The sequence below is a fragment of the Haloterrigena turkmenica DSM 5511 genome, from assembly GCF_000025325.1.
GTDB classification, from domain to species: domain Archaea; phylum Halobacteriota; class Halobacteria; order Halobacteriales; family Natrialbaceae; genus Haloterrigena; species Haloterrigena turkmenica.
Genome location: NC_013743.1, coordinates 701,997 through 723,921, shown reverse-complemented (window position 1 = coordinate 723,921; position 21,925 = coordinate 701,997). Strand labels below are relative to the sequence as shown.

Here is a 21,925-nt window from a genome sequence, read left to right as displayed (position 1 = left end):
CCACGCTCGAGTTTATCCGATCGGCCGCCGTATCGGCGACCATGGCAACGCGCGTCGAACGCTCCTTTCGCGGCATCTCCGAACGGCTGGCGATCCGGTACCTGACGAACCTCGGCGGCGAGCGGGTCGACGACGACACCGTCGCGGGCGAGGACTGGACGGCGACGCTCTCCTCCGAGAAAGTCGGTATCGGCCCGTCGCTGCAACTGACCGAAGTGACGGTCGTCTTCGAGGGCGACGAACAGCGCCTCGAGTCGCTCGTCGACGACTTCGCCCAGAAGGCGATGCGCGCGGGTGGCTGATATCGATGTCGGACGAGCCGATCGAGGGCCAGATCCTCGTGCTCACGGCGGCGAAGGCGAGCGTCGCGCCGACGCGGCTGCCGGAACTCGTCGACCGCGCCCAGAGCCGTCTGGCGGCCGACCGCGAGCGCTACCGGCGGGAGTACGAGCGCGTCCACGCGGACGACCGGCGCGAGGCGTTTCTGGTCGAGTGGGGACACTGGGAACAGTTGGGCGAGGAACTCGGCATGACCGACCGCGAGCGGTCGGCCGTCCGCCGCGCACACGAGGAGCAACTGCTGCGGATCGGGCGCCGAACCGACCGCGAGGAGACGTTCGAGACGGCCCTCGAGATCCGAGAACCGGTCTGTATCGGGACGAGCGGCGCGAACGGGGACGAATCGGACGCTGGAGGAGGAGAGGACTCGGACGGCCCGCGCGAGGACGGCCCCTCGGACGCGGCGGACGGTGACTCGAGGGAGACGACCGACAGCGGCATGACCGACGGTGACACGGACCGGTGAGCGGGCGGCGCCGGGCCGAACCGGCGGCCGACGCCGATGGCAACTATAAAGAGCGTGTTCACCCTTGCTCAATGCACTGAGACGATGGCTATCGATCAGGAGACCGACATGGCCGACGCGGAGATCGACGACTTCCTCGGCGACCACGAGACGGGGGTGTTATCGCTCGCACGGACCGACGACCCCTACGCGATTCCGATCTCGTACGGGTACGACGACGACGAGCGCGTGTTCTATATGCGGCTGGTGTCGACGCCGGAAAGCGAGAAACGAGCGTTCCTCGAGTCCTCGCCGACGGCGCGGCTCGTCGTCTACGACGAGCAGGACTCGACCTACCGGAGCGTCATCGCGACGGGGCGGTTAGAGGACATTCCGCCGGCGGAGTTGACGCCGGACCAGATCGCCCAGTACGGGGAGGCGAAGCGGCCGCTGTTCGAGATCTGGGCGCAGGGGAAGGAAGATCTGGATATCGAACTCTACCGACTCGATCCGGACACCCTGGAAGGACGGCGAACCGAAGTCGATCGCGAGGAGTGACGTCGGCAGGTAGGTGCCATCGGCGCGTAGCGATCGAGTTCTCAGTTCGTCTGTTGCTCGGCGACGAAGGCCGCGGTCGTCACGTCCGCACCGCAGACCGGACACCCGTGCTCGAGCGTGGCCTCGCGCATCTCCTCGTTGACCTCGATCGCTTGGCCGCATTCTGGACAGGTAAATTCGTATCTGCTCATGAGAGGGGCGTATTCCGTGTGTCTCGTGGATCGTCTACGTTCATAGCTGTGCGTCCACTATATATAGGGTTGCGGTTCGACGCCGATCCGCAGTAGGTCCCGAAGCGTTTTTGAATCATGAACGATCGGCGCGCTCAGTCGTCGTACTCGAGGATCGCGTCGAGGAGTTTCGTTTGCGCGGCCGCGAGGTGTTCGGTGAACGTCGTGCTAGTGATCCCGAGCTCCTCGGCGACCTCGCCCGCGTTGGCTCGCTTCGGGTGCTCGAAGTAGCCCATTCGGTGGGCCGTCTCGAGGACCTCGAGCTGGCGGGCGGTCAGGGTGCTCCGGTCGACGAAGACGAGGTTGCGCTCGCCGTGGTCCTGCTGGGACTGCAACAGCCGTTGGACGTCGAGGTTCGAGTACCGCTCCTTGAGGTCGCCGATGATCGCCTGGAGGCCGTGCATATCCGACGCGTGGAAGGTCAGATACAACGACGCCCCCTTCGTGCGGACGTCGACCAGCGGCGAGTCGTGGCGTTCGATACACTCGCAGGGACAGCCCCACCCCAGTTCGCGACCGAACCGATACACCTCGCTCGAGCCGTAGGAGAAGACCGGTTCGATGTCGACGTCGGCGTCCACATCGAACTCGTCGGGATACTCCTCGGCCTCGAGCGTGAACTCCTCGGTGACGCGCTCGGGCGCGTCCGGATTCGTGCTCTTCGAGACGGAGAGGACGCGACCGCTCGCCGCCGCCGAGGCCGCCGTGACGACGCAGTCGGCCGGATCGTCGATCTTGATCTCCGCTCGAATCCCCGAAGGCATAGCTACTGCTGGGGGAGCCGGCCTCCTAAACCCTGCGTCCCGTCTCGCTCGCCGGCGACACCCGACATTTCGGGGGTCGTGCTGGTGGGTACCACGGAACCCACCATTCGCCCCCACGCGGAACCAGCTCGATAGCACGCCACACGCCGGTTTTCGCATCCGCATATAAAGGACCCAGATTTAGTGGGACTCATTTGGAGGGGGTCCGGCCGATAGTAGAGAGTGAAGACGATGTCCGCTACGAACTCCACCACGAAGCGAGGATGGCCCGCAACCGACGACGCGATCGACGCCGGCGCCGTGCTCGGTGCGCTAGACGACGACGCCTGCCGCGCCATCCTCGAGGCGACGAGCGAGGAGTCGCTGACCGCGACGGAACTGTCCGAGCAGTGTGACATTCCGATGTCGACGGCCTACCGCAAGGTCGAGAAACTGACCGAGGCCGAACTCGTCGAGGAGCGCGTCCGGATCAACACCTCCGGCAAACACGCGACCGAGTACCGGAAGTCCTTCGACGACGTCCACGTCTCGATCGACGGCGGCGAGATCGAGATCGAGATGACGAAACCCGACGCCGAAACCGACGCCAGCGCGAACTACGCCGTCGCCGACGACTAACGTCCCCCGACGTGACCGGACGAGCCGCTGGGAACACCACTGCTCGGATCACGTCGTAGCGGACGTCCCGACGGCCCGCGGATCGATCTTTTGAACTACCGTACTTAGCCAGTAGCGACGGCTCGACGGCTCAATCGGCCGTCTGCTCGAAGTCATCCTCGAGCGGGAGCAGCCGGTCCGGCACGATCGAGAGGATGGTATCCGGCGCGCGCTCGAGGAGCCGCTGGGCGACGCTGACGAGGGGTTTTCGCACGACCGTGTAGCCGACAGAAATAGCGAGGAGGGCGAGCGCGACCGTCCGAATCGGCGCCTCAAAGACGAGCAGGGCGGGGATCGAGAGGACACCCGCGAGGAGGAGGTCCTCGGGTGCGCCGTCATAACGGATCCACCGGCGAGGCGCGAGCCACCGGCCGTGATAGTGACTGTAGACCGCCCGCTGGGAGGTCGCCCGCCAGGGTTTCAGCTCGAGGCCGCCGCCGAACCGATCGCTCGCGGAGTGGAGTCCAGCAGCGAGGAGGAAGACCGCGAGGCCGACGGTCACGTCGGTCGGGACGAGGACGGCGATGAGGCTCGCGGGAACCGCGAGCGCGCCGTAGTAGACGGGGAAGTGGAGCGTCTTCCGGTGGCCCGCGTAGAGGTCGAAGTCGGGGAGCAGCCCCCCGAGGATCGCCGCGCTCGCGACGACGACCGCGAACTGCGGCGCGACGACGGCGACGGCGGCGGCGATCGCGAGTCCCGCGAAGACGTGGGTCGTAGCCATCATGGGAGACCCCGTAGGAACGGAGCGGGGATACGTTCATCGGCGCTCGCGCTTCTAGTGGTCGACTACTGATTCGACAGTTTACCGTTGCGGTGGCGCGCGCTATTGGCCGTCCGAGGGGAGCGAGGTGCGACCGACGGGAGCACCTCGAAAGCGAACGGGGAACGAAGTGACCCGTGAGCAAATGCGAGAACGGTCATCGATGTCGTGCGAGGTCTTCGCGAACCTGTGAGTGAAGGCCTGGAAGTCGCGAAGCGTCTTCCTCTGGATGAGCGAGCGACTGCAAGGAGCGAGCGAATCGGCTGGGGTGGGTGTGGAAATCCCTGTTGCCACGGTGGGCAGGACGGCCTCCCATCTTCACGAGGAACTACGTGCTGTACCGCCGACCGAGGGCCCCTCGTATCGGATCCGCCGTCGGTTCGCTCGAGGCGCGATCCGCGAGCGAGTAACCGGCACATCCTCGAGCGGGGCCGTACTCGAGTCAGTCCGCGGCAGCGTCAATCGGCGGCTCGGCCAGCAGATAGCCGCCGAAGGCCAGCAGCCACAGCATCGGCGGGTAGACGATCAGCCGCTCCGCGCCGCCGTGGCCGATCGGGCCGAAGACCGCAGGAGTGCCGGCGTCGCCGACGGCCATCACCGCGACGAAGGCGAGTCCGACGACCCCGGCGAGGACCGAAATCGCCTTCATCGGGCCGGCGACGCGAGTCCCGCTGGCGATCGCCTCGAGGTTGAATCCGAGGAAGGCCGCGAGGGCGAACAGCCCGTGGAGGTCGCCGGTGTCGAGCGGGACGGCGCCCGCGCCGGTCGCCCCGATGGCGGCGAGTACGTAGACGGCCAGAATCCATCGTGTGCCGTGTGAGCGGTAGAAGAGGTAGCCGCCGACGAGGTTCAGCGCGCCGGCGGCGACCAGCGACGCGTTGAACAGCGGCGCCGTCTCGTCGATCACGCCGAGATCGCTGATCGCCCCCTGCGCGAAATCGTAGCCGGGTGCCATCGACGCGGCGAGCATGCTGACGGTCATGAACTGGGCCGCGAGCGCGACGAACACGAGCCCGGTGAGCCACTGGTTGTCGCCCCGCGGCTCGTGGATCCTGACGTCGGACCGTTCGGTCGCCATGTGAACCGTTCCACTCGCGCCGGTTTGATACTGGGGGCTAACTACGTCGCTCACCAACCTTTCGCGCTGCGTGCGGTCGCTTCGCGACCGCACTCGGCAAAATCCTCAAAAGAGCGATTCGCGCTCTTTTGGACTGGGCGATTCCTTCGGAATCGCTTGCAGTCGGCGCTTCGCACCGACGACCTCGCGGGATCGAAGATTCCGCTTAGCGTTGATGAAAAGCGCGGTCGTTCGAGACGGCAAAGCCGTCTCGCTTGATGACGAAAGACGCATAGCGTCTTTCGAACCACGTCACCCCCGAAGCCGCGCCAATGGCGCGGCTTCGGGGGTTCCTCGGCCCGTTCGCTCACTTCGTTCGCTCACGGTGAGTGCACACCCTTTCGCCTGTACTGACCACGCTATCTGCGGTCCACAAAAGAAACCGGTCGGGAGACGCCGAACTCAGTCGTCGCCCGGTGCCGCAGCGCCGCTATCGCCCGCGGAGACGCCCGTTCCGGGGCCGATGTCGATGCCGAGGTCGTCGAGTTTCTCGTCGGGGACGACGCCGTCGACCCAGCCGCGGTGGTCGTAGTACTCCTCCTTCATCTCCTCGAGTTCACAGTACTCGCCCTCGCTGGCACCCTGGCCGCGAATGCCGTCCTCGAGGAAGCGCTCGGGTAGCGAGTCGTCGCTGCCGTCGAAGCCGACGAGATTGTTGTAGTAGCGCTCGAGGTTGTAGATGCGCTCGCCGGTCTCGAGGAGTTCGTCCTCGGTGACGTCGAGACCGGTCATCCCGTTGTACTGGGTGACGTACTCCTCGATGCCCTCCGCGAAGGCGTTGAACTTGCAGATGTCGAAGCTGTCCGAGATGGCGTGGAGGTCCTGGAACTGGGCGGTGAGTTCGCCCTTCCCCTCCCACTCGTAGGGGTCGACCTTCTCCGGGATACCCAGGATCTCCGCAGCGGGGGTGTACCCGCGCAGGTGGCAGGCACCGCGGTTCGAGGTCGCGTAGCCGATGCCCATCCCCTTCAGGCAGCGGGGATCGTAGGCGGCGATGGTCTCGCCCTTGACGTCCAGTCGGCAGTCGTGGGCGTCGAACCGCTCGGCCGCGCCCTCGGCGCCCTCCGCGAGCGCGTCGGGGAGGTCGCCGTCGCGGTGGGCGATGCGCTCGATCATCTCGACCATCTGTTCGGTATCGCCCCAGTTGACGTCCTCGTCGACGTTCCCCTTCTCGCTCATCTCCATGGCCATCGCGAGCATGTTGCCCGTGTCGATGGTGTCCATCCCGAAGTCGTTACAGCGGTCGATCATGAGGGCGATCTGATCTCGGTCGTCGTTGGCGGAGTTCGTCCCGAGCGCCCACGCGGACTCGTACTCGTAGGACTCCATCCGGATGTTCATGTCCTCGCCCTTGTGCATCACGTCGACTTCGACCTCCTTCTTGCAGGCGACCGGACAGGAGTGACAGGTCGGCTCGTCGACGAGGATGTTCTCCCGAACGTTCTCGCCGCTGATGCGGTCGGCGTCGAGGTCGTGCGGTCGATCGGCCTCGCTCTCGTTGTAGGCGTTCCCTGAGGTGTAGACGCCGTTCTTCGTCGGATGGCCGTCCATCTCTTCCGTGATGTTCATGAGGACGTTGGTGCCGTACATCGAGAGGCCGCCCTCGTTGGGTGCGGTGACTTCCGACTCCTGAATGGCCTGCATCGCCTGCTGGTGGCCCTCCATGAACGTCTCCTTGTCCGCCGGTTTGGGCATCTTCGTCCCGGACTTGACGACCACCGCCTTGAGGTTCTTCGAGCCGGCGACACAGCCGGTGCCGCCGCGACCGGAAGCCCGATCGTCCTCGTTCATGATGTTCCCGAAGCGAACGAGGTTCTCGCCCGCGGTACCGATCGCCATGATCGAGAGGTTCTTGCCGAAGGCTCCCTCGACCTCCTCCTCGATCGTATCGCGGGTCTCGTGGACGCCCTTCCCCCAGAGGTGGGAGGCGTCCCGGAGTTCGACCTCGCCGTCCTCGACGAAGGCGTAGACCGGCTCGTCGGCCTGTCCCTCGAACAGCAGGCCGTCGAAGCCGGCCCACTTCAGCCGGGCACCCGACCAGCCGCCGTGGTGGCTGTCCGTGACGGTGCCCGTCAGCGGTGATTTCGTGCAGATGGCGATCCGACCGCTCATCGTTACCTGCGTTCCCGACAGCGGCCCGTTCATGAAGGCCAGCAGGTTGTCCGGCCCGAGCGGATCGACGTCAGGACCCTGTTCGAAGACGTACTTCACACCGAGGCCGCGAGCCCCGATATACTTCTCCGCGTCCTCGTCGTCGATCGACTCGTAGTTCACCTCCCCATCGCTCAGATCGATACGTGCGACGTTGTCTTGGAATCCGCCGAGTTCAGTCATCGTCGTTCACACTCGGCTCTTCCCGCCGAAGTGTGTTAGTTGTTGCCTCACATTCATTACGAACGACCGATAGTCGTGGAACGAATATCAACGAACTGTTCCGAAATCATACCAGAGATCTGCTGGATAAAGTGAGAGACGGCGATTCGAGTCGACGCAGACGGTCGTCGGGCGGTGGCCTTTTTTCGCCGTTCGGCGCGTAGTCGTTGGCGGTGAGTCCCGGTGATCGACGTCCCCGACGCGTTCGCGCGACTCGAACAACCGGAGTACACCGGTGAGAACCGGTGTCTCCCGTGTACGGCAGTGAACGTCGCGATCGCGTTCGTCCTCGCGGTCGGGATCGGTATCGCGGGCTCCGCGCTCGTCGGCGCGATCGCGTTCGCGTGCTGTCTGCTTCTCGTCTACCTCCGAGGCTATCTGATTCCGGGCACGCCGACGCTCACGCGGCGCTACCTCCCCGACCGGATCCTCGCGTGGTTCGGCAAAGCCGACGCCCCGGAGCCCGAACGACGGCCGGCGATCGAGACGGCTGACCTCGGGGCCGCCGTCGAGACCCTCTCAGCGGCCGACGTAGTGCGCTCGACGGCGAACGGTGACGGGCTCCGCCTGACCGACGACTTCCGGGAGCGATGGACCGACCGCCTCCCGGCCGGCGGCGCGGTGGAATCGGCCGCAGACGCCGTTGCACCCCTCGTCGACGCCGACGAGATCGACTCGTACGGCGAGGCTACCGTCGAACTCAACGGGACGAAGCGGCTCAGGTGGGAATCGGACGCGGCGCTCGCGGCCGACGTCGCCGCGGACCGAGAACTCCGGACCCGCCTGAACGGCTGGGAGACGCTCGAGCCGGCGGATCGCCGCGACGTGCTCACGGGGCTGCGACTCCTCCGGGAGCGCTGTCCCGCCTGCGACGGTCGTCTCGAGACGCGCTGCGAGCGCGTCGAACACTGCTGTCGACGGCCGCGGGTGGCCCTCGAGACCGACTGCGAGACCTGCGAGCGATCGATCGCCGCGCTCGCCGTCGGCGAGTCCAGTCCGCTCCTCGAGTGGGTATCGGCGGGGGACGGCGGGGCGTGACCGCCGGCGACGATTCCGACCTTTCACCTTAGCATGTTATGTTTTGTATATAGAAAATAAGGGAATCACCACGATGAACCGCGAGCGGTTCGGGGACCTCGAGTTCCGAACTGACGACACCCGGCAGTGAGCGTCGATCAGTCGTCGGCCGCCGGATCGGCGGTCTCGCCGAGCGGTTCGACGTCGACCTCGATCTCCGCGGCCGCGGCCTTGTACTCGGGGATCTTCGCCCGCTCGTCGAGGACGTGGTTCGTGAGCCGGTTGGCAGAGGCGGCCGCGAAGTGCGGCGTCGTCCAGACGACCCCTTCCTTGGTGTCCTCGGTGACGTGAGCCTCGAGCGTGATCTCGCCGCGTCGCGAGTGGAGCCGGACGTACTCGCCGTCCTCGATCCCGTAGCGCTCGGCGTCGTCGGGATGGACGTCGACGAAGTTCTCCGGCGTCTGGCGATTGAGCGTCGGCGATCGGGTGCTCATCGTCCCCGTGTTGTAGTGTTCCTCGAGGCGCGCGGTCGTGAGGATCAGCGGGTACTCGTCGTCCGGGGTTTCGGCGGGCGGGGTGTGCTGGACGCCCTCGATGTGGCCCAGTCCGCTCTCGGTCTCGAACTCCTCCTCGTAGAGGAACGGATCGCCCTCGTCGCCGAGTTCGTAGCAGGGCCAGTGCAGCCCCTCCTCGCCGAGCAGGTCGTAGGTCATCCCGTGGTAGCTCGGGCAGACCTGCCGCAGTTCCTCGAAGACTTCTTCCGGGTCGTCGAAATCAAACAGGTCGTCGCCGTCGTCGAAGAGCCGCTTCCCGACTTCGGTCAGGATCTCGAGGTCGTGCTTCGTGTTCTCGTGGACTTTCTCGACGCCGCGCATGCGCTGGACGCGACGATCGGTGTTAGTGACGGTGCCGCCGCGTTCGGCCCAAGTCGTCGCCGGGAGGAGCACATCGGCGAATTCCGCGGTTTCGGTCGGGAAGATGTCCTGGACGACCGTGAACTCGAGGTCCGCGAGGCGCTCGGCGACGGCGTTAGCGTCGGGCTCGCTCATCACGGGATTCTCGCCCATGACGTACAGCCCCTGAATCGAGTCGCCGGCCGCGTAGGAGATTTCGACGTTCGTCAGTCCCGGCTCGTCCGGAATCTCGAACCCCCAGACGTCCTCGACGGACTCGCGGGCCTCGTCGTCGTCGACCAGCTGATAGCCCGGGAGGACGTTCGGCATCGCGCCGACGTCGCAGGTCCCCTGGACGTTGTTCTGACCGCGTAGCGGGTTGACCCCCGTCCCGGGCCGGCCGAGGTTGCCGGTGATCAGCGCCAGGTTGATCTCGTTTTGCACGTTGTCGACGCCGCAGGCGTGCTGGCTCATCCCCATCCCCGTGAAGATGGCCGCGTTGTCGGCCGCCGCGTACTTCTCCGCCGCGAGTTCGATCTCCTCGAGCGGGAGGCCACACTCCTCGGCCGCGGCCTCCTTGTCGAACTCCTCGAGGGTCTCTTTCAGGTGGTCGAACCCCTCCGTGCGATCTTCGACGAACTCCTCGTCGATCCAACCGTCTTCGGGATGGTCCTCGTGGTGCTCGAGGATCGTCTTCAGGACGATATTCAGCAGCGGGATGTCGGTGCCGGGATTCAACTGGAGGTGCTGGTGGCGCTCCGTGTCGTCGATCTTGAACGACCGCGTCGTCTTGTTCGCGTGCGGATCGACCTGAATCACGGTCGCGCCGTCCAGGACCGCCTGTCGGAAGTACTGGCTGTTGGCGATGGGGTGTTGCTCGCCGGGATTGGCTCCCTGAATCCAGAACAGGTCGCACTCCTCGCGGAGGTCGCGCATGCTGTTGGTCATCGCGCCGGCGCCCAGACTGGTCCGCAGCGCCCAGACCGTCGAGGCGTGGCACATCCGCGTGCAGTTATCGACGTTGTTCGTTCCGTACCGGCGCGCGAGCTTCTGGAGGAGGTAGTTCTCCTCGTTCATCGTCTTCGAGGAGCCGAAAAAGCCCATCGCGTCCGGGCCGTACTCGGCGCGGATCCGCTCGAGTTCGTCGACGACGTACTCGTAGGCCTCCTCCCAGGTCGCCTCGCGGAACTCGCCGTCCTCCTTGATCTGCGGTTCGGTGAGTCGGTCTTCGTGGTCGATCACTTCCGTTGCTGCGCCGCCCTTGATGCAGATGCGGCCCTCGTTGACCGGCGCGTCGCCCCACGGCATGAACTGGACGTCGCCGGGGTCGTCGCCCTGCTGAATCTGAATGCCACACCCGACGCCGCAGTACGGGCAGATCGTCTCGACCGGATCGTGGTGCTCTTGCTGATCGCTGGACATTGGTCTAAGTTCTGGCTGTCGGCCTGCGGTTCGGTGCCACGTGGACTGACTTCGTCCGCACCCATGAGTCTTTCTAGCACATATCGCGAAAATCGATACCAATTACCGAATGGACGCGATCCGTATCGAACGAACGTCGGATCGAACCCCGCTGCTCGTCGCCGAAGCGAGACAGAGGGGGAACGCTCACGGCCACGCGTGCCAAATCGTACCAACGGCGATGGAGCTCACCCGATCACTGGTTGAGGCGAAAGCCGACGAGTACCGTGAGCGCGAACCCCTCTATCCCGTCGAACGGGAGTCGATCGAGACGCTTCCGGACGCATTCGCCGCGGGCGAGTTCAGTCGACGCGACGCCGAGTGGGTCGTCCAGTGGTACTACCGTCGCCTCCTCGGTGCGATCCCCGACGCCCGCCGTCGGGAGCGCGAAGATCGGTTCGGACGAAACGAGTTCGAGACCGTTCGGGACGCGATCACCGACGTCGCCGCCGCGACCGATCCGGCCGATCGAATCGACCGACTGACTGCCCTCGAGGGCGTCGACGTCCCGGTGGCGTCGGCGTTCCTGTTCTTTACCGATCCCGAGCGGTGCATCGTCGTCAGCGAGCGCGAGTGGGCGGTCCTCGCTGACTGCGAGCAACTGTCCGAACTGTACCCCGAGCCGCCGTCGGTCGCGGACTACGAGCCGTACCTCGAGACCTGTCGCTCGCTGGCGGACCGATTCGACTGCGACATGTGGACGCTGTACCGCGCGCTCTGGCGGCTGTGGAAGGACCGGGACTAGCCCTCGCCAGGGCCGTCAGCGGACGGAGAGATCCGACCCGTCGCCCCGTTCGGTGAACTCGAGTTCGATCTCGAGTTCGCGCTCGCGCTTGCTGGCGAACTCGATCTCGACCTCGACCGGATCGCGGTACTCGAAGGGGATCTCCCACGTCGACCCCGCGACCGTCACCGTCGTGTCGGCCTCGAGTTGATCGGCGAGCTCCCGGAGGAAGGCGGCCGTCTCCTGCCGCGAGAGGTAGACTTCTCGTTCGAAGAACCCGTCGGTGATCGTCCGCCGGTCTCGATCGCGGTCTTCCGGAAGGGTAACTCGATCCGACATGGTGTTTGGTACCACACTTATTGGCATAAACCTGCACCAACGTCCTTCGAATCCTGTATGTAGGGGGAGCGTACCGGCGAAATCCTTCTTGGGCCGGCGACCCACGTGACTCCATGTCCCTGATCGAGGTACTGGGGAACGGGACCCGACTCGAGATTCTGCGCGAACTCTCCCGGGGGCCGAAGTACGTCTCCGAACTCGCCGAGGCGGTCGGCATGGACGGAACGAGCGCCGTCCACCACCTCTCGACGCTCGAGGACGCCGGCTTAGTCGAGTGGTATATGCGCGGCAACCGGAAGTACTACCGACTCACGAGTTCACTCGAGTTACGGATCGCACCGCCGCCGGAGCGGACGTTCGTCCTGCAGGCCGACGAGATCAACGCGTCGGAACCGTCCGATCGGTGAGCGATCGGATCGCCGGCACGGTTCGTGTCCGCCGTCACGGCAGCGGTCGCCGCTCGAGCAGTGACGCAACGCGGTCGTCCCGAGACTCGTCCGATCGACACCTAATAGTCCCGCGTTCGATACTGTCGGCGGATCCCGACCGGTCACTTAGTAGCGCTCCTGTCGTGATAGGAGATACCGTATGACAGAGAACGGCCCAATTCCCGTCACCGTCGTCAGCGGCTACCTCGGAGCGGGAAAGACGACGTTGATCAATCACGTGCTGTCGAATCCGGGCGGACGGCGGATAGCGGTGATCGTCAACGACATGGGAGAGATCAACGTCGATGCGGACCGCATCGCGCGGGAAAACGATGAGGACGGGATCGTGGACCTCTCGAACGGCTGTATCTGCTGTCGGTTACGGGGAGATCTCCTCGAGGAAGCAAGGCGGCTGGCGGAACGCCGAACGTTTGACTACCTGCTGGTCGAGTCCTCGGGGATCAGCGAGCCGATTCCCGTGGCACAGGTCTTCACCGAGGGGACCGACGAGAGCGACGTCGATCCGACGACGCTGTTTCGATTGGACACGATGGTGACCGTTCTCGATACGTACGGGTTCTGGAAGGAGTTCGACGCCGGAGAGCGGCTTCCGGAGGGTGCACAACCCGACGCCGACCGACCGTTGAGCGAGGTCCTCGTCGAGGGGATCGAGTTCTGCGACGTCCTGCTGCTCAACAAGTCCGACATGGTTCCCGACGACGTCCTCGAGGAGATCGAAGCGGTCGTCGAGACCCTCCAACCGCGAGCGAAACGGCTCCGAACGAGCTACTGCGAGATCGATCCGGACGTCGTCCTCGACACCGGTCGGTTCGACTTCGAGTCGGCCAAGCGCTCGCAGGGCTGGAAACGTCACCTGCGTGGCGAGGGCCACGATCACGGAGACGGGCCGGACGCCCACAACGGAGAGCGCACCGCTGCCGAGATGCACGGCGTCTCGTCGTTCGTCTTCCGGTCCGACCGACCGTTTCACCCGGAGCGACTCGCGGACTGGCTCGAGGAGTGGGACGGATCGATCGTTCGCGCCAAGGGCGTCTGTTACGTCGCGGACCGCGAGGACGTGATCGGCGTCAGCCAGGCCGGCCCGTCCGTCAGGGCCGGTCCGATCGGCGAGTGGCGGCCCGACGACGACCGGCGCACGCAACTGGTGTTCATCGGCCGAGAGATGGATGAAGAGCGGATTCGAGAGGAACTCGAGGCGTGCGTGATCGCGGGCGACGAAGTGGCGGAGATGGAACCGTCGGTCGATCCGTTCCCGCTATGACCGCTTCCCGATCCCTACGACTCCAGTTGGTCGCTGAGTTCGTCCCAGGACTCGTGGAAGCCGTGAGTCGACTGGTCCGTCGCTCGGTCGGAGAGGGCGTTCTGGTAGACGTCGTCGTACTCGAGCAGCCGCGTCCAGCCGTCGTGGAGGGAGTAGCTGCAGTACTGGCACATGCGTCGGGCTACGCCGGCCGGCGGTATACCCGTTTCTCCGCTCGAGTTGGCTCCGGCCGGTCGCAAGCGACGGAGCGAAGTCACGGCGGCATCGAACGCGAGTGAGCGTCGGACGGGCCGGAAGCGCTATGCGATCTCAATGGAACGACGATAAAAATGAATCGGAAGGGCGGATACGTCAGTAACGCGGACGATACGGTCGAACGAGCGTGCGATCACTGCGAGTGGCACGTGATCGCGGAATCCTATCCGGAACTGATCAAACGGTATCAGGATCACCTCCGCGACGAACACCCGATGGCGTGGATGCGAAGCTGACGTCGGGGCACACCCGCGGACCGCGGCGAGGGCCCGGTCCGATCGGTCGCTTCGAGACGACCGCTACCGACCGGAACCGACGGCGAGACGGCTACGGCTCGAGCAGGACCTTGATAACGCCCTCCTCGCGCTCGTCGAACTTCTCGTACATCTCCGGAGCGCGATCGAGGTCGACGCGGTGGGAGACGACCCAGCTTGGGTCGGCGCGTCCCTCGATGATCATGTCACGCAGCTCCCGGTTGTACTCCTTGACGTTACACTGGCCGGTGCCCAACTTCAGCCCCTTCTCGAAGAGTTTGCCGAAGTCGATACCGAGTCGGCCCTGGGCCGCCATCTCGTCGGGCGCGCCGGGGTCCGACGGGACGTACAACCCCGGGATCCCGAGCTCGCCGGTCGGTCGGACGGCCTGGATGAGCTGGTTGAGCACGACCGCGGGGTTTTCTCGGGCCGGATCGTACGCGTCGTCACCCGGATCCGTCTCGGGGTCGATCGCTTGATACCCCACCGCGTCGACGCCGTTGTCGACGCCGCCGCCGTGTACGTCCTTGATCTGCTCGACTGGATCGCTCTCCTCGAAATTGATCGGGCGAGCGTCGCAGTGGTCCTCGGCCATCTCGAGGCGGCTCTCGACGCGATCGACGACGTAGATCTCCGATGCGCCCTGGATCTTGGCGCTGTAGGCGGCCATCAGGCCGACGGGACCGGCCCCGAAGATCGCGATCGATTCGCCGGGTTGCAGGTTCGCGAGTCGGGTACCGTGCCATCCCGTCGGGAAGATGTCCGCGAGGAGCGCGAAGGCGTCCTCGTGTTCGTTGCCCTCCGGCAGTTTCAACGCGTTGAAGTCGGCGTAGGGAACCCGGAGTTTCTCGGCCTGTCCGCCCTTGTACGGTCCCATCGCGACGTAGCCGTACGCGCCGCCGGCGAAGCCGGGATTGACGTTGGTACAGAACCCGGTATACCCGTTCTCACAGTTGCGGCAGAACCCGCAGGCGACGTTGAACGGCATCACGACGCGGTCACCCTCCTCGAGCGACGTGACGGCGTCACCGGTCTCGATCACGTTGCCCATGTTCTCGTGCCCGAAGACGATCCCCGGATCGGCCGCGGTCCGCCCCTCGTACATGTGGAGGTCCGATCCACAGATGCACGTCGTCGTGATATCGACGATAATGTCGTTCTCGTGTTCGATCTCGGGCTCGTCGACCGACTCGACGGCTACCTCCTGCGGTCCCTGATAGACGACGGCGTCCATTGACATTGGTTATCAAACCTCGATGAACGGACTACGAACTCCGTTGTAAACCTTCGCGTGGTCGCTGCGCTCGAGTCGGATCCGTCACCACCCGTTCGGTCCGTGGAAAGCGTGCTAGCACGCCCACTCTGCTGGTGACTGGAACCGTCGGTCGGCCGCCTCGTTCTCCCTCGTCCGTTGCGCGCGATCGCCGTCACGAGACGAGGTCGCACGTCGCGATGGTCGCCGGAAAACCACCAGCGAGAGCGACAGTCTCGTCGCTCGATTTCCCATTGATCACTGACAGTATCTAGTCGGCTTTCCATGGCGGGTATTTATGAATCCTCGAAGTGTGGTAGCCTTCCGCATGGTTGAGTCAGTACAACTCGAGACGGCGAAGGAGGTCATCGACGCGGCCGAGCAGCGAGCGGAAGAGATCGACAATCCGATGGTGATCGCGGTCTCGAATTCCGAGGGCAATCTCGTCGCCCAACACCGGATGGACGGCGCGTGGCTCGCGTCGATCGATATTTCGCGGAACAAGGCCTACACGGCGGCCGCCCTGGACATGCCGACGCACGATCTGGCCGATCCGACCCGGCCAGGCAAATCGCTCTACGGCCTGCAGAATACCAACCAGGGACGGATGGTCATTTTCGGCGGCGGCTATCCGTTGGAGCGGGACGGTGACATCGTCGGGGCGATCGGCGTTAGCGGCGGCGCGGTCGAGCAGGACATGGACGTCGCGGAGTCGGGCGTCGACAGATTCGACGAACGCTCTCCGTAACGACGGCGTTCAGCGGTCTTCGCGCTCCGACCTGAACGACTGATTTTCGCGTCGAAAACGAGCGGACCCAGCCCCGACGACGGGAGTTCACTCGACGGCCGTCGGTTCGTCCGTCCCGACGGTCGCTCCGGCGATCAGTCCGCGACGCGTGTATAGATTTCCAACGGAATTCTCTCTCCGGGTTGTTAGCTATATGGTATCAGGTAACATCCGGTAGCCCATGGTCGAAGACCTCCTCGAGAGCGCCATCGAGGGCCAGGGGCCGTGGTTCGCGTACGTCGTCCTCGCCGCCGGCGCGGTCGTGCTCACCTACAGCGTCGAGAAACTCATCAGCTACCTCACTCGGGCCGCGATCGGTCTCGGCGTCTCGATCTTCACGCTCGCGATCATCTTCACGGGCTTCGAGTTCGACGACACCGTCGTCGCACTGGTGTTCGGCGCGGGCGGTCTCGAGCGAGTCGCGCTCGGGACGGCGTTCGGGACCGCCCTCGCGATCACCGGGATCACGCTGGCGGTGGCGGCGATCGTTCGGCCGTTTCCCGTAGAGGTGCCCGGGGATTACCTGGTGCTGTTCGTCCTCTCGCCGTTTCTCCTGGTTCCGTTCGTCCTCGCGGGCACGCTCGGCGTCGTCCACGGCCTCGTCCTCGTCGCGGCGTTCGTCGCCCTCCTCGGCTACGTCGTCGGTCGGGAGTACCAGCGCGACGTCCCGGTGTTCAGGGACTCGGAGATCGCGGAACGCATCGAGGCCGACGGCGGCGTGCCGATCGACCGACTCGACCTCGCGAACATCGACCGCGGAACGATTCTCGAGGAGATTCCCGAGGACCGGTTCGTCACCGGATCGCGCCACGAAGGGGCGTTCTGGCTCGGACTGTCGCTGCTCGCGCTCGTCGGGGTCGCCGCGGGCGCGCTCCTGCTCGAGGCGGGTTCGGAAGCGATCATCGCGTCGTGGGGGATCGAGGAGACGGTCTTCGGCGCAACCGTGCTCACGCTGGTTCTGACGTTCGAGAACCTGCTGTTGACGATCGAACCGGTCCGACGGGGGATCCCGGAGATCGGGATCGGTCACGTCGTCGGCAGCGTGATGTTTTCCGTCACGGCGAACGTCGGCGTCATCGCGCTCGTCGCGGACGTCGTGATTCCGTCGTCCGTGCTCGTCTTCCACCTCCCGGCGGTGATCGTCCTGACCGCGGTCGCCGCCTACGCCATCGCCACGGGGCGACTCCGGCGGGGGCACGGTTACCTACTGGTCGGACTGTACGTCGCGTACTGGATCGTCGCACTCCTCGTCTTCGGCGGCGTCCCGGTTCCGGACTGAGCGTTCGGATCGCCGACGACCGTCGCGGGACGGCCGTCTCGAAACGCTGAACGCGGCTTCGGGAATTAAGTTCGCCGGCGCCGTTCGGTCTCCGTATGAGCGCCGCGGAGCTCGTCGGTCTCGCCGCCCTGTTTCTGACGGGCGTCGTCCTCGTGATCTGGTGCGTCGAGGTCTTCATCGAGGCCGTCGCCCGGAGCGCCGTCTCTCTCGGCATCTCCGGGTTTTTCCTCGCGGTCCTCCTCGCCGGAATCGACCTCGAGAACGCGATCCTCGGCGTTACGGCGGCGTTCGTCGACCTCCCGTCCCTCGCGCTCGGGACGGTGTTCGGCGAGTCGCTGTTCGTCCTCGCGGTCGCCGTCGGCGTCGCGGGGCTGGCCGTCCCGTTTCGGATGACCGTCCCCCGGATCTACCTGCTGTTGCTCGTTCTCGTCCCCCTCCCGGCGTTCGCGCTCTCGCTCGACGGCACGCTCGACTGGACGGACGGCGCGATCCTGACGGTCCTGTTCGTCCCGCTGCTCGCCGGCATCTTCTGGCGCGAACGACGGTCGGAGACGACGTTCCTGCTCTCGGGAGAGGTCGAAGAGGTCGTCGACCTCGAGGCGGACGCGGAGGCGGGCGCAGCGGCGGAATCGACAGCGGTCGCAGGTGCGGGCGCGGAACCCAACGGTGGCGATCGAGCGCCCGCTCTCGGTTCGGAGCGCGACGACCGACGCGCGGATCGCGACCTCGATCTCGATCTGGACCTCGACGAGTTCGTCCCCGACCTCGAGGGGAAAAGCGGACGGTTCAGCCTCGCCGTCGCGCTCCTCGCGATCGTCGGCATGACGATCGGCTCCGGACTCACCGTGGTGAGCGCCGAAGGGATCTTCGTGGCGCTTGGCATCTCAGGGCTCGCGTTCGGCGCGACGGTGCTCTCCTTTATCGCCTCGATCGAGGAGTTGGCGCTCACCGTCGAACCGGTTCGACAGGGCCGAGCGCACCTCGCCGTGGGGAACGTCGTCGGGAGCACGGTGTTCTACGTGACGGCCAACGTCGGCCTCATCGCGTTGCTGCGCCCCATCGATACCGCGGGCGCGGTGATGACGGTCCACTGGCCGTTTCTCGCCGCGTGTCTGCTCGTCGTCGCCGGGCTGCTCGCTCGCGGTCGAGTGACGCGAGCGGGCGGCGCGGCGCTGCTCGCGCTCTATGTCGGCTACTGGATCGCGAACTACGCGTGACGGGCGCGGCTTTCGCTCGCGACTCCGCGGACGCGGACGGTGCGACGCGCTCGATCGGGTTTCGACCCGGCGGACGCGCTGTGCGCGTCGGAGCCACACCGAAAAACCGACCGGTGTCGGACGGCGGACCGGCGTCAGTCGTCGTCGCCCGTCTCGTTGCCGGGGGTCTCGAGCGTCTCGTTGCCCTCCGTCTCGTTTCCGGCGGCTTCGATCGTCTCGTTGTCTGCCGTCTCGAGCGTCTCGTTGTCGACCGTCTCGAGCGTCTCATTGCCATCCGTTTCGTTGCCGATTCCCTCGGCCGTCTCGTTGCCACCCGTCTCGTTACCGGCCGTCTCGTCGCCGGCGGGGACCGCCTCGCCGTCGGCCGCACCGCCGATGGCGATCTCGCCGACCGCCTCGAGTTGCGACTGGTCTAAGTAGACGCCCATCTGCTCGTTGGCGACGAACTCGACGGTCTGGGTCTCGCCCTCCTCGCTGAGGAAGTCCGACCGGACGTACGTGTTCCACTCGTTGGTGTCGCCGCCGCTGGCGATCACGAAGTTGTGGCCGGGAAGAGGTTCGAAGACCCGGTTCTCCCCCTCGGGCTGGAGGCGACCGATCCCGTTCTCCCACTCGATCGCGTAGGTCTCGTCCGCCTCGAGTTCGAGCGTCGGGTTGGTCTGGTCGGCGATCGCCTCGGGCTCCTGTCCGACCCACTGGCCCTCCTCGAGACGCATCGAGAAGGTCTCGGTCGGTTCGCCCGGATCCGTTGCGGGCAGCGTGACTGTGATCTCCTGATCCTCACCGTCGATCGTCACCGTGTCGGTGACCCGCTCGTGGCCGTAGGTCCAGACCTCGAGGTCGTACTCGCCGTCCTCGAGCATGTCGAAACGGGCGATCGCCGGCGCGTCCTCGTCGGCCGGCGTTTCCTCCTCCTGAACGCCGTCACTGGCCGTTTCGTTGCCGGCCGTCTCGTTACCTGCCGTTTCGTTGCCGACCGTCTCGTTACCTGCCGTTTCGTTGCCGACCGTCTCATTACCTGCCGTTTCGTTGCCGACCGTCTCATTACCTGCCGTTTCGTTACCGACTGTTTCGTTGCTGGCCGTCTGGTTGCCGCCTTCGTCGTCGCCCGGTTCCAATTCCTGCGACTCTCCGCTCTGGCCTTCCTGGTCCGGACCCCCTCGGGCGACGACGTTGGAGAAGGAGTGGTGATCGCCGACGAAGACCTCCGCGCCCAGCGGGTCGCCGTTCTCGTCCTCGACGCGGACGCTGAGTTCGTGGACCTCCCCCGGATCGACCAGTTCGATCGGACCGCGCATCTGAACCGGATGCGGGATGCAGTAGTACTGGGCCATTCCCTCCTCGGGAGTGATCGTGAGCGAGGTGGACTCGCCCTGTTCCTCCACGAACTCGGTCGCCTCGATCACTTCGTCCTGGTCGTCACCGATGGTGAAGTTGTGGCGCGAGCCGTCGCCGTTCGTCCAGATGATCTCGTTCTCTACGCCTTCCATCAGTCGCAGCGGCGGGTTCGAAGCGCCGTCGATCTCCGCGGGCGCGACGCCGACCCAGCCGCCGACGATGCCGAGCAGCGAGAGCGTCCGGCCCTCGACATCGCCCTGCGCGGCCGGCAGCGGGTAGTCGACGACGTCGCGGTAGGCGCCGGCACGGCCCGTGAGCGCGGCCGTCCCGGCCAGCGCCGCCGTTCCCTTCAGCACGCCGCGACGGGAAACGTCCTCGCGTGAGCGTTGTTCGTTGGTCATAGTTGTGTTCTGTGTCGGTTGTTGGTCGTCTGTCGATCCCCTCAGGCCCCCATCGAGAACACGGCGAGCGTGTCGCCGCGGGTTCCCTGTCGGAGCCAGCCGCTGCCGCCGACTTGGACGGCCACGTACTGCTTCTCCTCGCCGGGGTCGTACCAGCTCATCGGCGAGGCGCTGATCGGGACGTCGAACTCGTGCTCCCAGAGGCGGTCGCCGCTCTCGCCGTCGTAGGCGACGAGATTTCCGTTCTGGGTCCCGTTGAAGACCAGGCCCGTCGCCGTCGACATCGAGCCGCCCCACATGTAGAACTCGTCTTCGCTCTCGATCCAGTCGCGCCAGACGCGCTCGCCCGTCGCGGGATCGACCGCGGCGAAGGCCGTAATCGACTCGTTCCACTCATCGGGCATCTCGGAGGCCGGATCGTCCAGGCCGCCGCCCCAGTAGGGGTTGCCCTCGCTGTACTCCTCGTAGCGCCAGTAGAGGTCCTGTGGGAAGTTTTGGTGGACGACGTACACGTACCCCGTCTCGGGGTTGTACGACGGCGGCTGCCAGTCGTTTCCGCCCGGTGCGCCGGGAACGAACGGGATCCGCTCGTCCGCGCTGATGTGGGGGATCATCTCCCACATATTGATGTGCTGGCAGATCTCCTGGCTTCGCTCGTGGAGCTGTCCGGACTCGGCGTCCATCATGTAGACCCAGCCGGTCTTGTCGGAGCCGACGACCATCTCCGACGGGCCGTCGTCGACGTCCACGTCGCGCAGCAGCACTCGCGGCGCGACCGCGTCGTAGTCCCAGACGTCGTGGGGACTGCTCTGGAAACCCCACTGGAACTCGCCGCTCTCTAAGTCCAGCGCGATCGTACCGCAGGTCGGGAAGTTCGGTCCCGGCCGCACCGTTCCGTCGAAGTCCGGTCCGGGGTTCGCGACCGCCGTGTAGAGGACTCCCCGTTCCTCGTCGATCGTCGGCGTCATCCAGGTCGTCCCGCAACCGTGTTCCCGGCTCGCTCCGACCCACTCGTCCTCGGGGAGCGTGTCGGTCTGCCACTGGATCTCGCCGCTCTCCGCGTCGATCGCGGCCTCGAATCCGAGGACGCCGTACTCGCCGCCGGCGCTTCCGGTGTAGATCGTCCCGTCGTGGATCACGGGCGCCCACGTCGCGGAGTAGCCGACCTCGTGATCGGCGGTGCTCGTGTACCACTCCTCTTCGCCGGTGTACCGGTTCAGTGCGACGACCCCCGAGTCGAGCGTCGTCATGTAGACCTTGTCGCCCCAGACGGCGGCCCCGCGGTTGTTGTCGTCACAGCAGAGTTCGACCCCCATCGGGACCGCGTAGGTGTAGCTCCAGAGGACCTCCCCCTCGCGGGGGTCGATCGCCTTCATGTGATTCGGCCCGTTGGTCTGGTACATGACCGGCGGGTCGCCCGGGACCACGATCGGCGTCCCCTCCATGCTCGAGCCGGTGCCGACCGACAGCTCGTACTCGAGCTCGAGGTCGGAGACGGTGTCGGGCGTGATGAGATCGGCGGTCGTGACCCGGTGCTGTTCGTAGTTGCCGCCGTACATCAGCCACGATTCCGGATCCTCGCCCGAGTTGCTCAACATCTCCTGATCGACGTCGACCTCCGGGATTCGGTCGCTGTCGTGTTGCTGCGTGATCGATTCCTCCGGCCCACCGACCAGCGTATAGCCGTCCTCGATCTCTACCAGTTCGATGTCGCGTGCGGCCTGAACGGCCCTGTCGTTGCGAAGTGCCATGGGA

Annotated in this window: 22 protein-coding genes and 1 pseudogene; 12 read left to right on the top strand and 11 right to left on the bottom strand. The window is 65.7% G+C overall.

All coding sequences use genetic code 11. The features are described from left to right. The first annotated feature begins 41 nt into the window (after positions 1–41). From HTUR_RS03470 to HTUR_RS03460, 3 genes and pseudogenes are all read left to right on the top strand, one after another. The gene (locus HTUR_RS03470) at positions 42–302 is read left to right on the top strand and encodes a hypothetical protein (RefSeq protein WP_012941913.1); all 261 of its coding nucleotides are present in this window, start codon (positions 42–44) and stop codon (positions 300–302) included. A 5-nt stretch (positions 303–307) separates the two neighbouring features. Beyond that, positions 308–661 (top strand): annotated as a pseudogene (locus tag HTUR_RS03465) (hypothetical protein); the annotation flags it as partial. A 228-nt stretch (positions 662–889) separates the two neighbouring features. Then, positions 890–1,342, top strand: coding sequence for a pyridoxamine 5'-phosphate oxidase family protein (locus tag HTUR_RS03460; protein WP_012941911.1), 453 nt, complete (start codon positions 890–892; stop codon positions 1,340–1,342). Positions 1,343–1,383: 41 nt separating this feature from the next. Here the strand turns inward: HTUR_RS03460 and HTUR_RS03455 are convergent, their stop codons facing one another. Next, a complete protein-coding gene (locus tag HTUR_RS03455) occupies positions 1,384–1,533 on the bottom strand; it encodes a DUF7560 family zinc ribbon protein (protein ID WP_012941910.1) in 150 nt (49 codons plus the stop codon). Positions 1,534–1,667: 134 nt separating this feature from the next. Next, positions 1,668–2,336 (bottom strand): helix-turn-helix domain-containing protein, encoded by a 669-nt coding sequence (locus HTUR_RS03450; protein WP_012941909.1) that lies wholly within the window; start codon positions 2,334–2,336, stop codon positions 1,668–1,670. A 231-nt stretch (positions 2,337–2,567) separates the two neighbouring features. On the opposite strand from HTUR_RS03450, the gene HTUR_RS03445 reads away from it, so the two are divergent. Then, positions 2,568–2,954, top strand: coding sequence for an ArsR/SmtB family transcription factor (locus HTUR_RS03445; protein WP_012941908.1), 387 nt, complete (start codon positions 2,568–2,570; stop codon positions 2,952–2,954). Positions 2,955–3,084: 130 nt separating this feature from the next. Here the strand turns inward: HTUR_RS03445 and HTUR_RS03440 are convergent, their stop codons facing one another. The 3 genes from HTUR_RS03440 to HTUR_RS03430 form a co-directional block, all read right to left on the bottom strand. Continuing rightward, entirely contained in the window at positions 3,085–3,717 is a 633-nt protein-coding gene (locus tag HTUR_RS03440) for a hypothetical protein (RefSeq protein WP_012941907.1), read from the bottom strand. Positions 3,718–4,195: 478 nt separating this feature from the next. Continuing rightward, the gene (locus tag HTUR_RS03435) at positions 4,196–4,831 is read right to left on the bottom strand and encodes a DUF998 domain-containing protein (protein WP_012941906.1); all 636 of its coding nucleotides are present in this window, start codon (positions 4,829–4,831) and stop codon (positions 4,196–4,198) included. A 441-nt stretch (positions 4,832–5,272) separates the two neighbouring features. Next, the gene (locus HTUR_RS03430) at positions 5,273–7,204 is read right to left on the bottom strand and encodes an aldehyde ferredoxin oxidoreductase family protein (protein WP_012941905.1); all 1,932 of its coding nucleotides are present in this window, start codon (positions 7,202–7,204) and stop codon (positions 5,273–5,275) included. A gap of 222 nt (positions 7,205–7,426) precedes the next feature. Between HTUR_RS03430 and HTUR_RS03425 the strand changes: the two genes are divergently transcribed. Further along, complete coding sequence (locus HTUR_RS03425; RefSeq protein ID WP_012941904.1) at positions 7,427–8,281, top strand: hypothetical protein; 855 nt, start codon at positions 7,427–7,429, stop codon at positions 8,279–8,281. A 137-nt stretch (positions 8,282–8,418) separates the two neighbouring features. Here HTUR_RS03425 and fdhF read toward each other — a convergent pair whose 3' ends face one another. Beyond that, positions 8,419–10,575 (bottom strand): formate dehydrogenase subunit alpha, encoded by a 2,157-nt coding sequence (gene fdhF / locus HTUR_RS03420; RefSeq protein WP_012941903.1) that lies wholly within the window; start codon positions 10,573–10,575, stop codon positions 8,419–8,421. A gap of 220 nt (positions 10,576–10,795) precedes the next feature. On the opposite strand from fdhF, the gene HTUR_RS03415 reads away from it, so the two are divergent. Then, entirely contained in the window at positions 10,796–11,359 is a 564-nt protein-coding gene (locus HTUR_RS03415) for a hypothetical protein (protein WP_049941825.1), read from the top strand. 15 nt (positions 11,360–11,374) lie between these two features. On the opposite strand, the gene HTUR_RS03410 is transcribed toward HTUR_RS03415, so the two are convergent. Continuing rightward, on the bottom strand, positions 11,375–11,677 hold the full coding sequence (locus HTUR_RS03410; protein WP_012941901.1) for an amphi-Trp domain-containing protein: 303 nt from the start codon (positions 11,675–11,677) through the stop codon (positions 11,375–11,377). 113 nt (positions 11,678–11,790) lie between these two features. Here HTUR_RS03410 and HTUR_RS03405 point away from each other — a divergent pair, with 113 nt between their 5' ends. After that, entirely contained in the window at positions 11,791–12,084 is a 294-nt protein-coding gene (locus tag HTUR_RS03405) for an ArsR/SmtB family transcription factor (protein ID WP_012941900.1), read from the top strand. A gap of 181 nt (positions 12,085–12,265) precedes the next feature. Next, positions 12,266–13,387: a CobW family GTP-binding protein gene (locus HTUR_RS03400; protein ID WP_012941899.1), complete on the top strand. Its 1,122-nt coding sequence runs from the start codon at positions 12,266–12,268 to the stop codon at positions 13,385–13,387. 14 nt (positions 13,388–13,401) lie between these two features. On the opposite strand, the gene HTUR_RS27210 is transcribed toward HTUR_RS03400, so the two are convergent. Further along, positions 13,402–13,560: a hypothetical protein gene (locus HTUR_RS27210; RefSeq protein ID WP_012941898.1), complete on the bottom strand. Its 159-nt coding sequence runs from the start codon at positions 13,558–13,560 to the stop codon at positions 13,402–13,404. Positions 13,561–13,716: 156 nt separating this feature from the next. Between HTUR_RS27210 and HTUR_RS26640 the strand changes: the two genes are divergently transcribed. Then, positions 13,717–13,878, top strand: coding sequence for a DUF1059 domain-containing protein (locus HTUR_RS26640; protein WP_012941897.1), 162 nt, complete (start codon positions 13,717–13,719; stop codon positions 13,876–13,878). Positions 13,879–13,969: 91 nt separating this feature from the next. Here HTUR_RS26640 and HTUR_RS03395 read toward each other — a convergent pair whose 3' ends face one another. After that, a complete protein-coding gene (locus tag HTUR_RS03395) occupies positions 13,970–15,130 on the bottom strand; it encodes a glutathione-independent formaldehyde dehydrogenase (protein WP_049941586.1) in 1,161 nt (386 codons plus the stop codon). Positions 15,131–15,476: 346 nt separating this feature from the next. Here HTUR_RS03395 and HTUR_RS03390 point away from each other — a divergent pair, with 346 nt between their 5' ends. From HTUR_RS03390 to HTUR_RS03380, 3 genes are all read left to right on the top strand, one after another. Next, a complete protein-coding gene (locus tag HTUR_RS03390) occupies positions 15,477–15,896 on the top strand; it encodes a GlcG/HbpS family heme-binding protein (protein ID WP_012941895.1) in 420 nt (139 codons plus the stop codon). A gap of 220 nt (positions 15,897–16,116) precedes the next feature. Continuing rightward, positions 16,117–17,214, top strand: a complete 1,098-nt coding sequence (locus HTUR_RS03385) for a sodium:calcium antiporter (RefSeq protein ID WP_012941894.1) — start codon at positions 16,117–16,119, stop codon at positions 17,212–17,214. 95 nt (positions 17,215–17,309) lie between these two features. Further along, a complete protein-coding gene (locus HTUR_RS03380; RefSeq protein WP_012941893.1) occupies positions 17,310–18,431 on the top strand; it encodes a sodium:calcium antiporter in 1,122 nt (373 codons plus the stop codon). Positions 18,432–18,565: 134 nt separating this feature from the next. Here HTUR_RS03380 and HTUR_RS03375 read toward each other — a convergent pair whose 3' ends face one another. Both HTUR_RS03375 and HTUR_RS03370 read right to left on the bottom strand, forming a co-directional pair. Further along, positions 18,566–20,170 (bottom strand): cupredoxin domain-containing protein, encoded by a 1,605-nt coding sequence (locus HTUR_RS03375; protein WP_012941892.1) that lies wholly within the window; start codon positions 20,168–20,170, stop codon positions 18,566–18,568. A gap of 41 nt (positions 20,171–20,211) precedes the next feature. Continuing rightward, positions 20,212–21,921, bottom strand: coding sequence for a pyrroloquinoline quinone-dependent dehydrogenase (locus tag HTUR_RS03370; protein ID WP_012941891.1), 1,710 nt, complete (start codon positions 21,919–21,921; stop codon positions 20,212–20,214). Positions 21,922–21,925 lie beyond the last annotated feature (4 nt).

What these genes read in the sequence shown, in the direction of transcription:
- HTUR_RS03470 (WP_012941913.1), top strand. Translation starts at nt 42, where the DNA reads ATGGCAACGCGCGTCGAACGCTCCTTTCGCGGCATCTCCGAACGGCTG.
- HTUR_RS03460 (WP_012941911.1), top strand. Translation starts at nt 890, where the DNA reads ATGGCTATCGATCAGGAGACCGACATGGCCGACGCGGAGATCGACGAC.
- HTUR_RS03455 (WP_012941910.1), bottom strand. Translation starts at nt 1,533, where the DNA reads ATGAGCAGATACGAATTTACCTGTCCAGAATGCGGCCAAGCGATCGAG.
- HTUR_RS03450 (WP_012941909.1), bottom strand. Translation starts at nt 2,336, where the DNA reads ATGCCTTCGGGGATTCGAGCGGAGATCAAGATCGACGATCCGGCCGAC.
- HTUR_RS03445 (WP_012941908.1), top strand. Translation starts at nt 2,568, where the DNA reads ATGTCCGCTACGAACTCCACCACGAAGCGAGGATGGCCCGCAACCGAC.
- HTUR_RS03440 (WP_012941907.1), bottom strand. Translation starts at nt 3,717, where the DNA reads ATGATGGCTACGACCCACGTCTTCGCGGGACTCGCGATCGCCGCCGCC.
- HTUR_RS03435 (WP_012941906.1), bottom strand. Translation starts at nt 4,831, where the DNA reads ATGGCGACCGAACGGTCCGACGTCAGGATCCACGAGCCGCGGGGCGAC.
- HTUR_RS03430 (WP_012941905.1), bottom strand. Translation starts at nt 7,204, where the DNA reads ATGACTGAACTCGGCGGATTCCAAGACAACGTCGCACGTATCGATCTG.
- fdhF (WP_012941903.1), bottom strand. Translation starts at nt 10,575, where the DNA reads ATGTCCAGCGATCAGCAAGAGCACCACGATCCGGTCGAGACGATCTGC.
- HTUR_RS03415 (WP_049941825.1), top strand. Translation starts at nt 10,796, where the DNA reads ATGGAGCTCACCCGATCACTGGTTGAGGCGAAAGCCGACGAGTACCGT.
- HTUR_RS03410 (WP_012941901.1), bottom strand. Translation starts at nt 11,677, where the DNA reads ATGTCGGATCGAGTTACCCTTCCGGAAGACCGCGATCGAGACCGGCGG.
- HTUR_RS03405 (WP_012941900.1), top strand. Translation starts at nt 11,791, where the DNA reads ATGTCCCTGATCGAGGTACTGGGGAACGGGACCCGACTCGAGATTCTG.
- HTUR_RS03400 (WP_012941899.1), top strand. Translation starts at nt 12,266, where the DNA reads ATGACAGAGAACGGCCCAATTCCCGTCACCGTCGTCAGCGGCTACCTC.
- HTUR_RS27210 (WP_012941898.1), bottom strand. Translation starts at nt 13,560, where the DNA reads ATGTGCCAGTACTGCAGCTACTCCCTCCACGACGGCTGGACGCGGCTG.
- HTUR_RS26640 (WP_012941897.1), top strand. Translation starts at nt 13,717, where the DNA reads ATGAATCGGAAGGGCGGATACGTCAGTAACGCGGACGATACGGTCGAA.
- HTUR_RS03395 (WP_049941586.1), bottom strand. Translation starts at nt 15,130, where the DNA reads ATGGACGCCGTCGTCTATCAGGGACCGCAGGAGGTAGCCGTCGAGTCG.
- HTUR_RS03390 (WP_012941895.1), top strand. Translation starts at nt 15,477, where the DNA reads ATGGTTGAGTCAGTACAACTCGAGACGGCGAAGGAGGTCATCGACGCG.
- HTUR_RS03385 (WP_012941894.1), top strand. Translation starts at nt 16,117, where the DNA reads ATGGTCGAAGACCTCCTCGAGAGCGCCATCGAGGGCCAGGGGCCGTGG.
- HTUR_RS03380 (WP_012941893.1), top strand. Translation starts at nt 17,310, where the DNA reads ATGAGCGCCGCGGAGCTCGTCGGTCTCGCCGCCCTGTTTCTGACGGGC.
- HTUR_RS03375 (WP_012941892.1), bottom strand. Translation starts at nt 20,170, where the DNA reads ATGACCAACGAACAACGCTCACGCGAGGACGTTTCCCGTCGCGGCGTG.
- HTUR_RS03370 (WP_012941891.1), bottom strand. Translation starts at nt 21,921, where the DNA reads ATGGCACTTCGCAACGACAGGGCCGTTCAGGCCGCACGCGACATCGAA.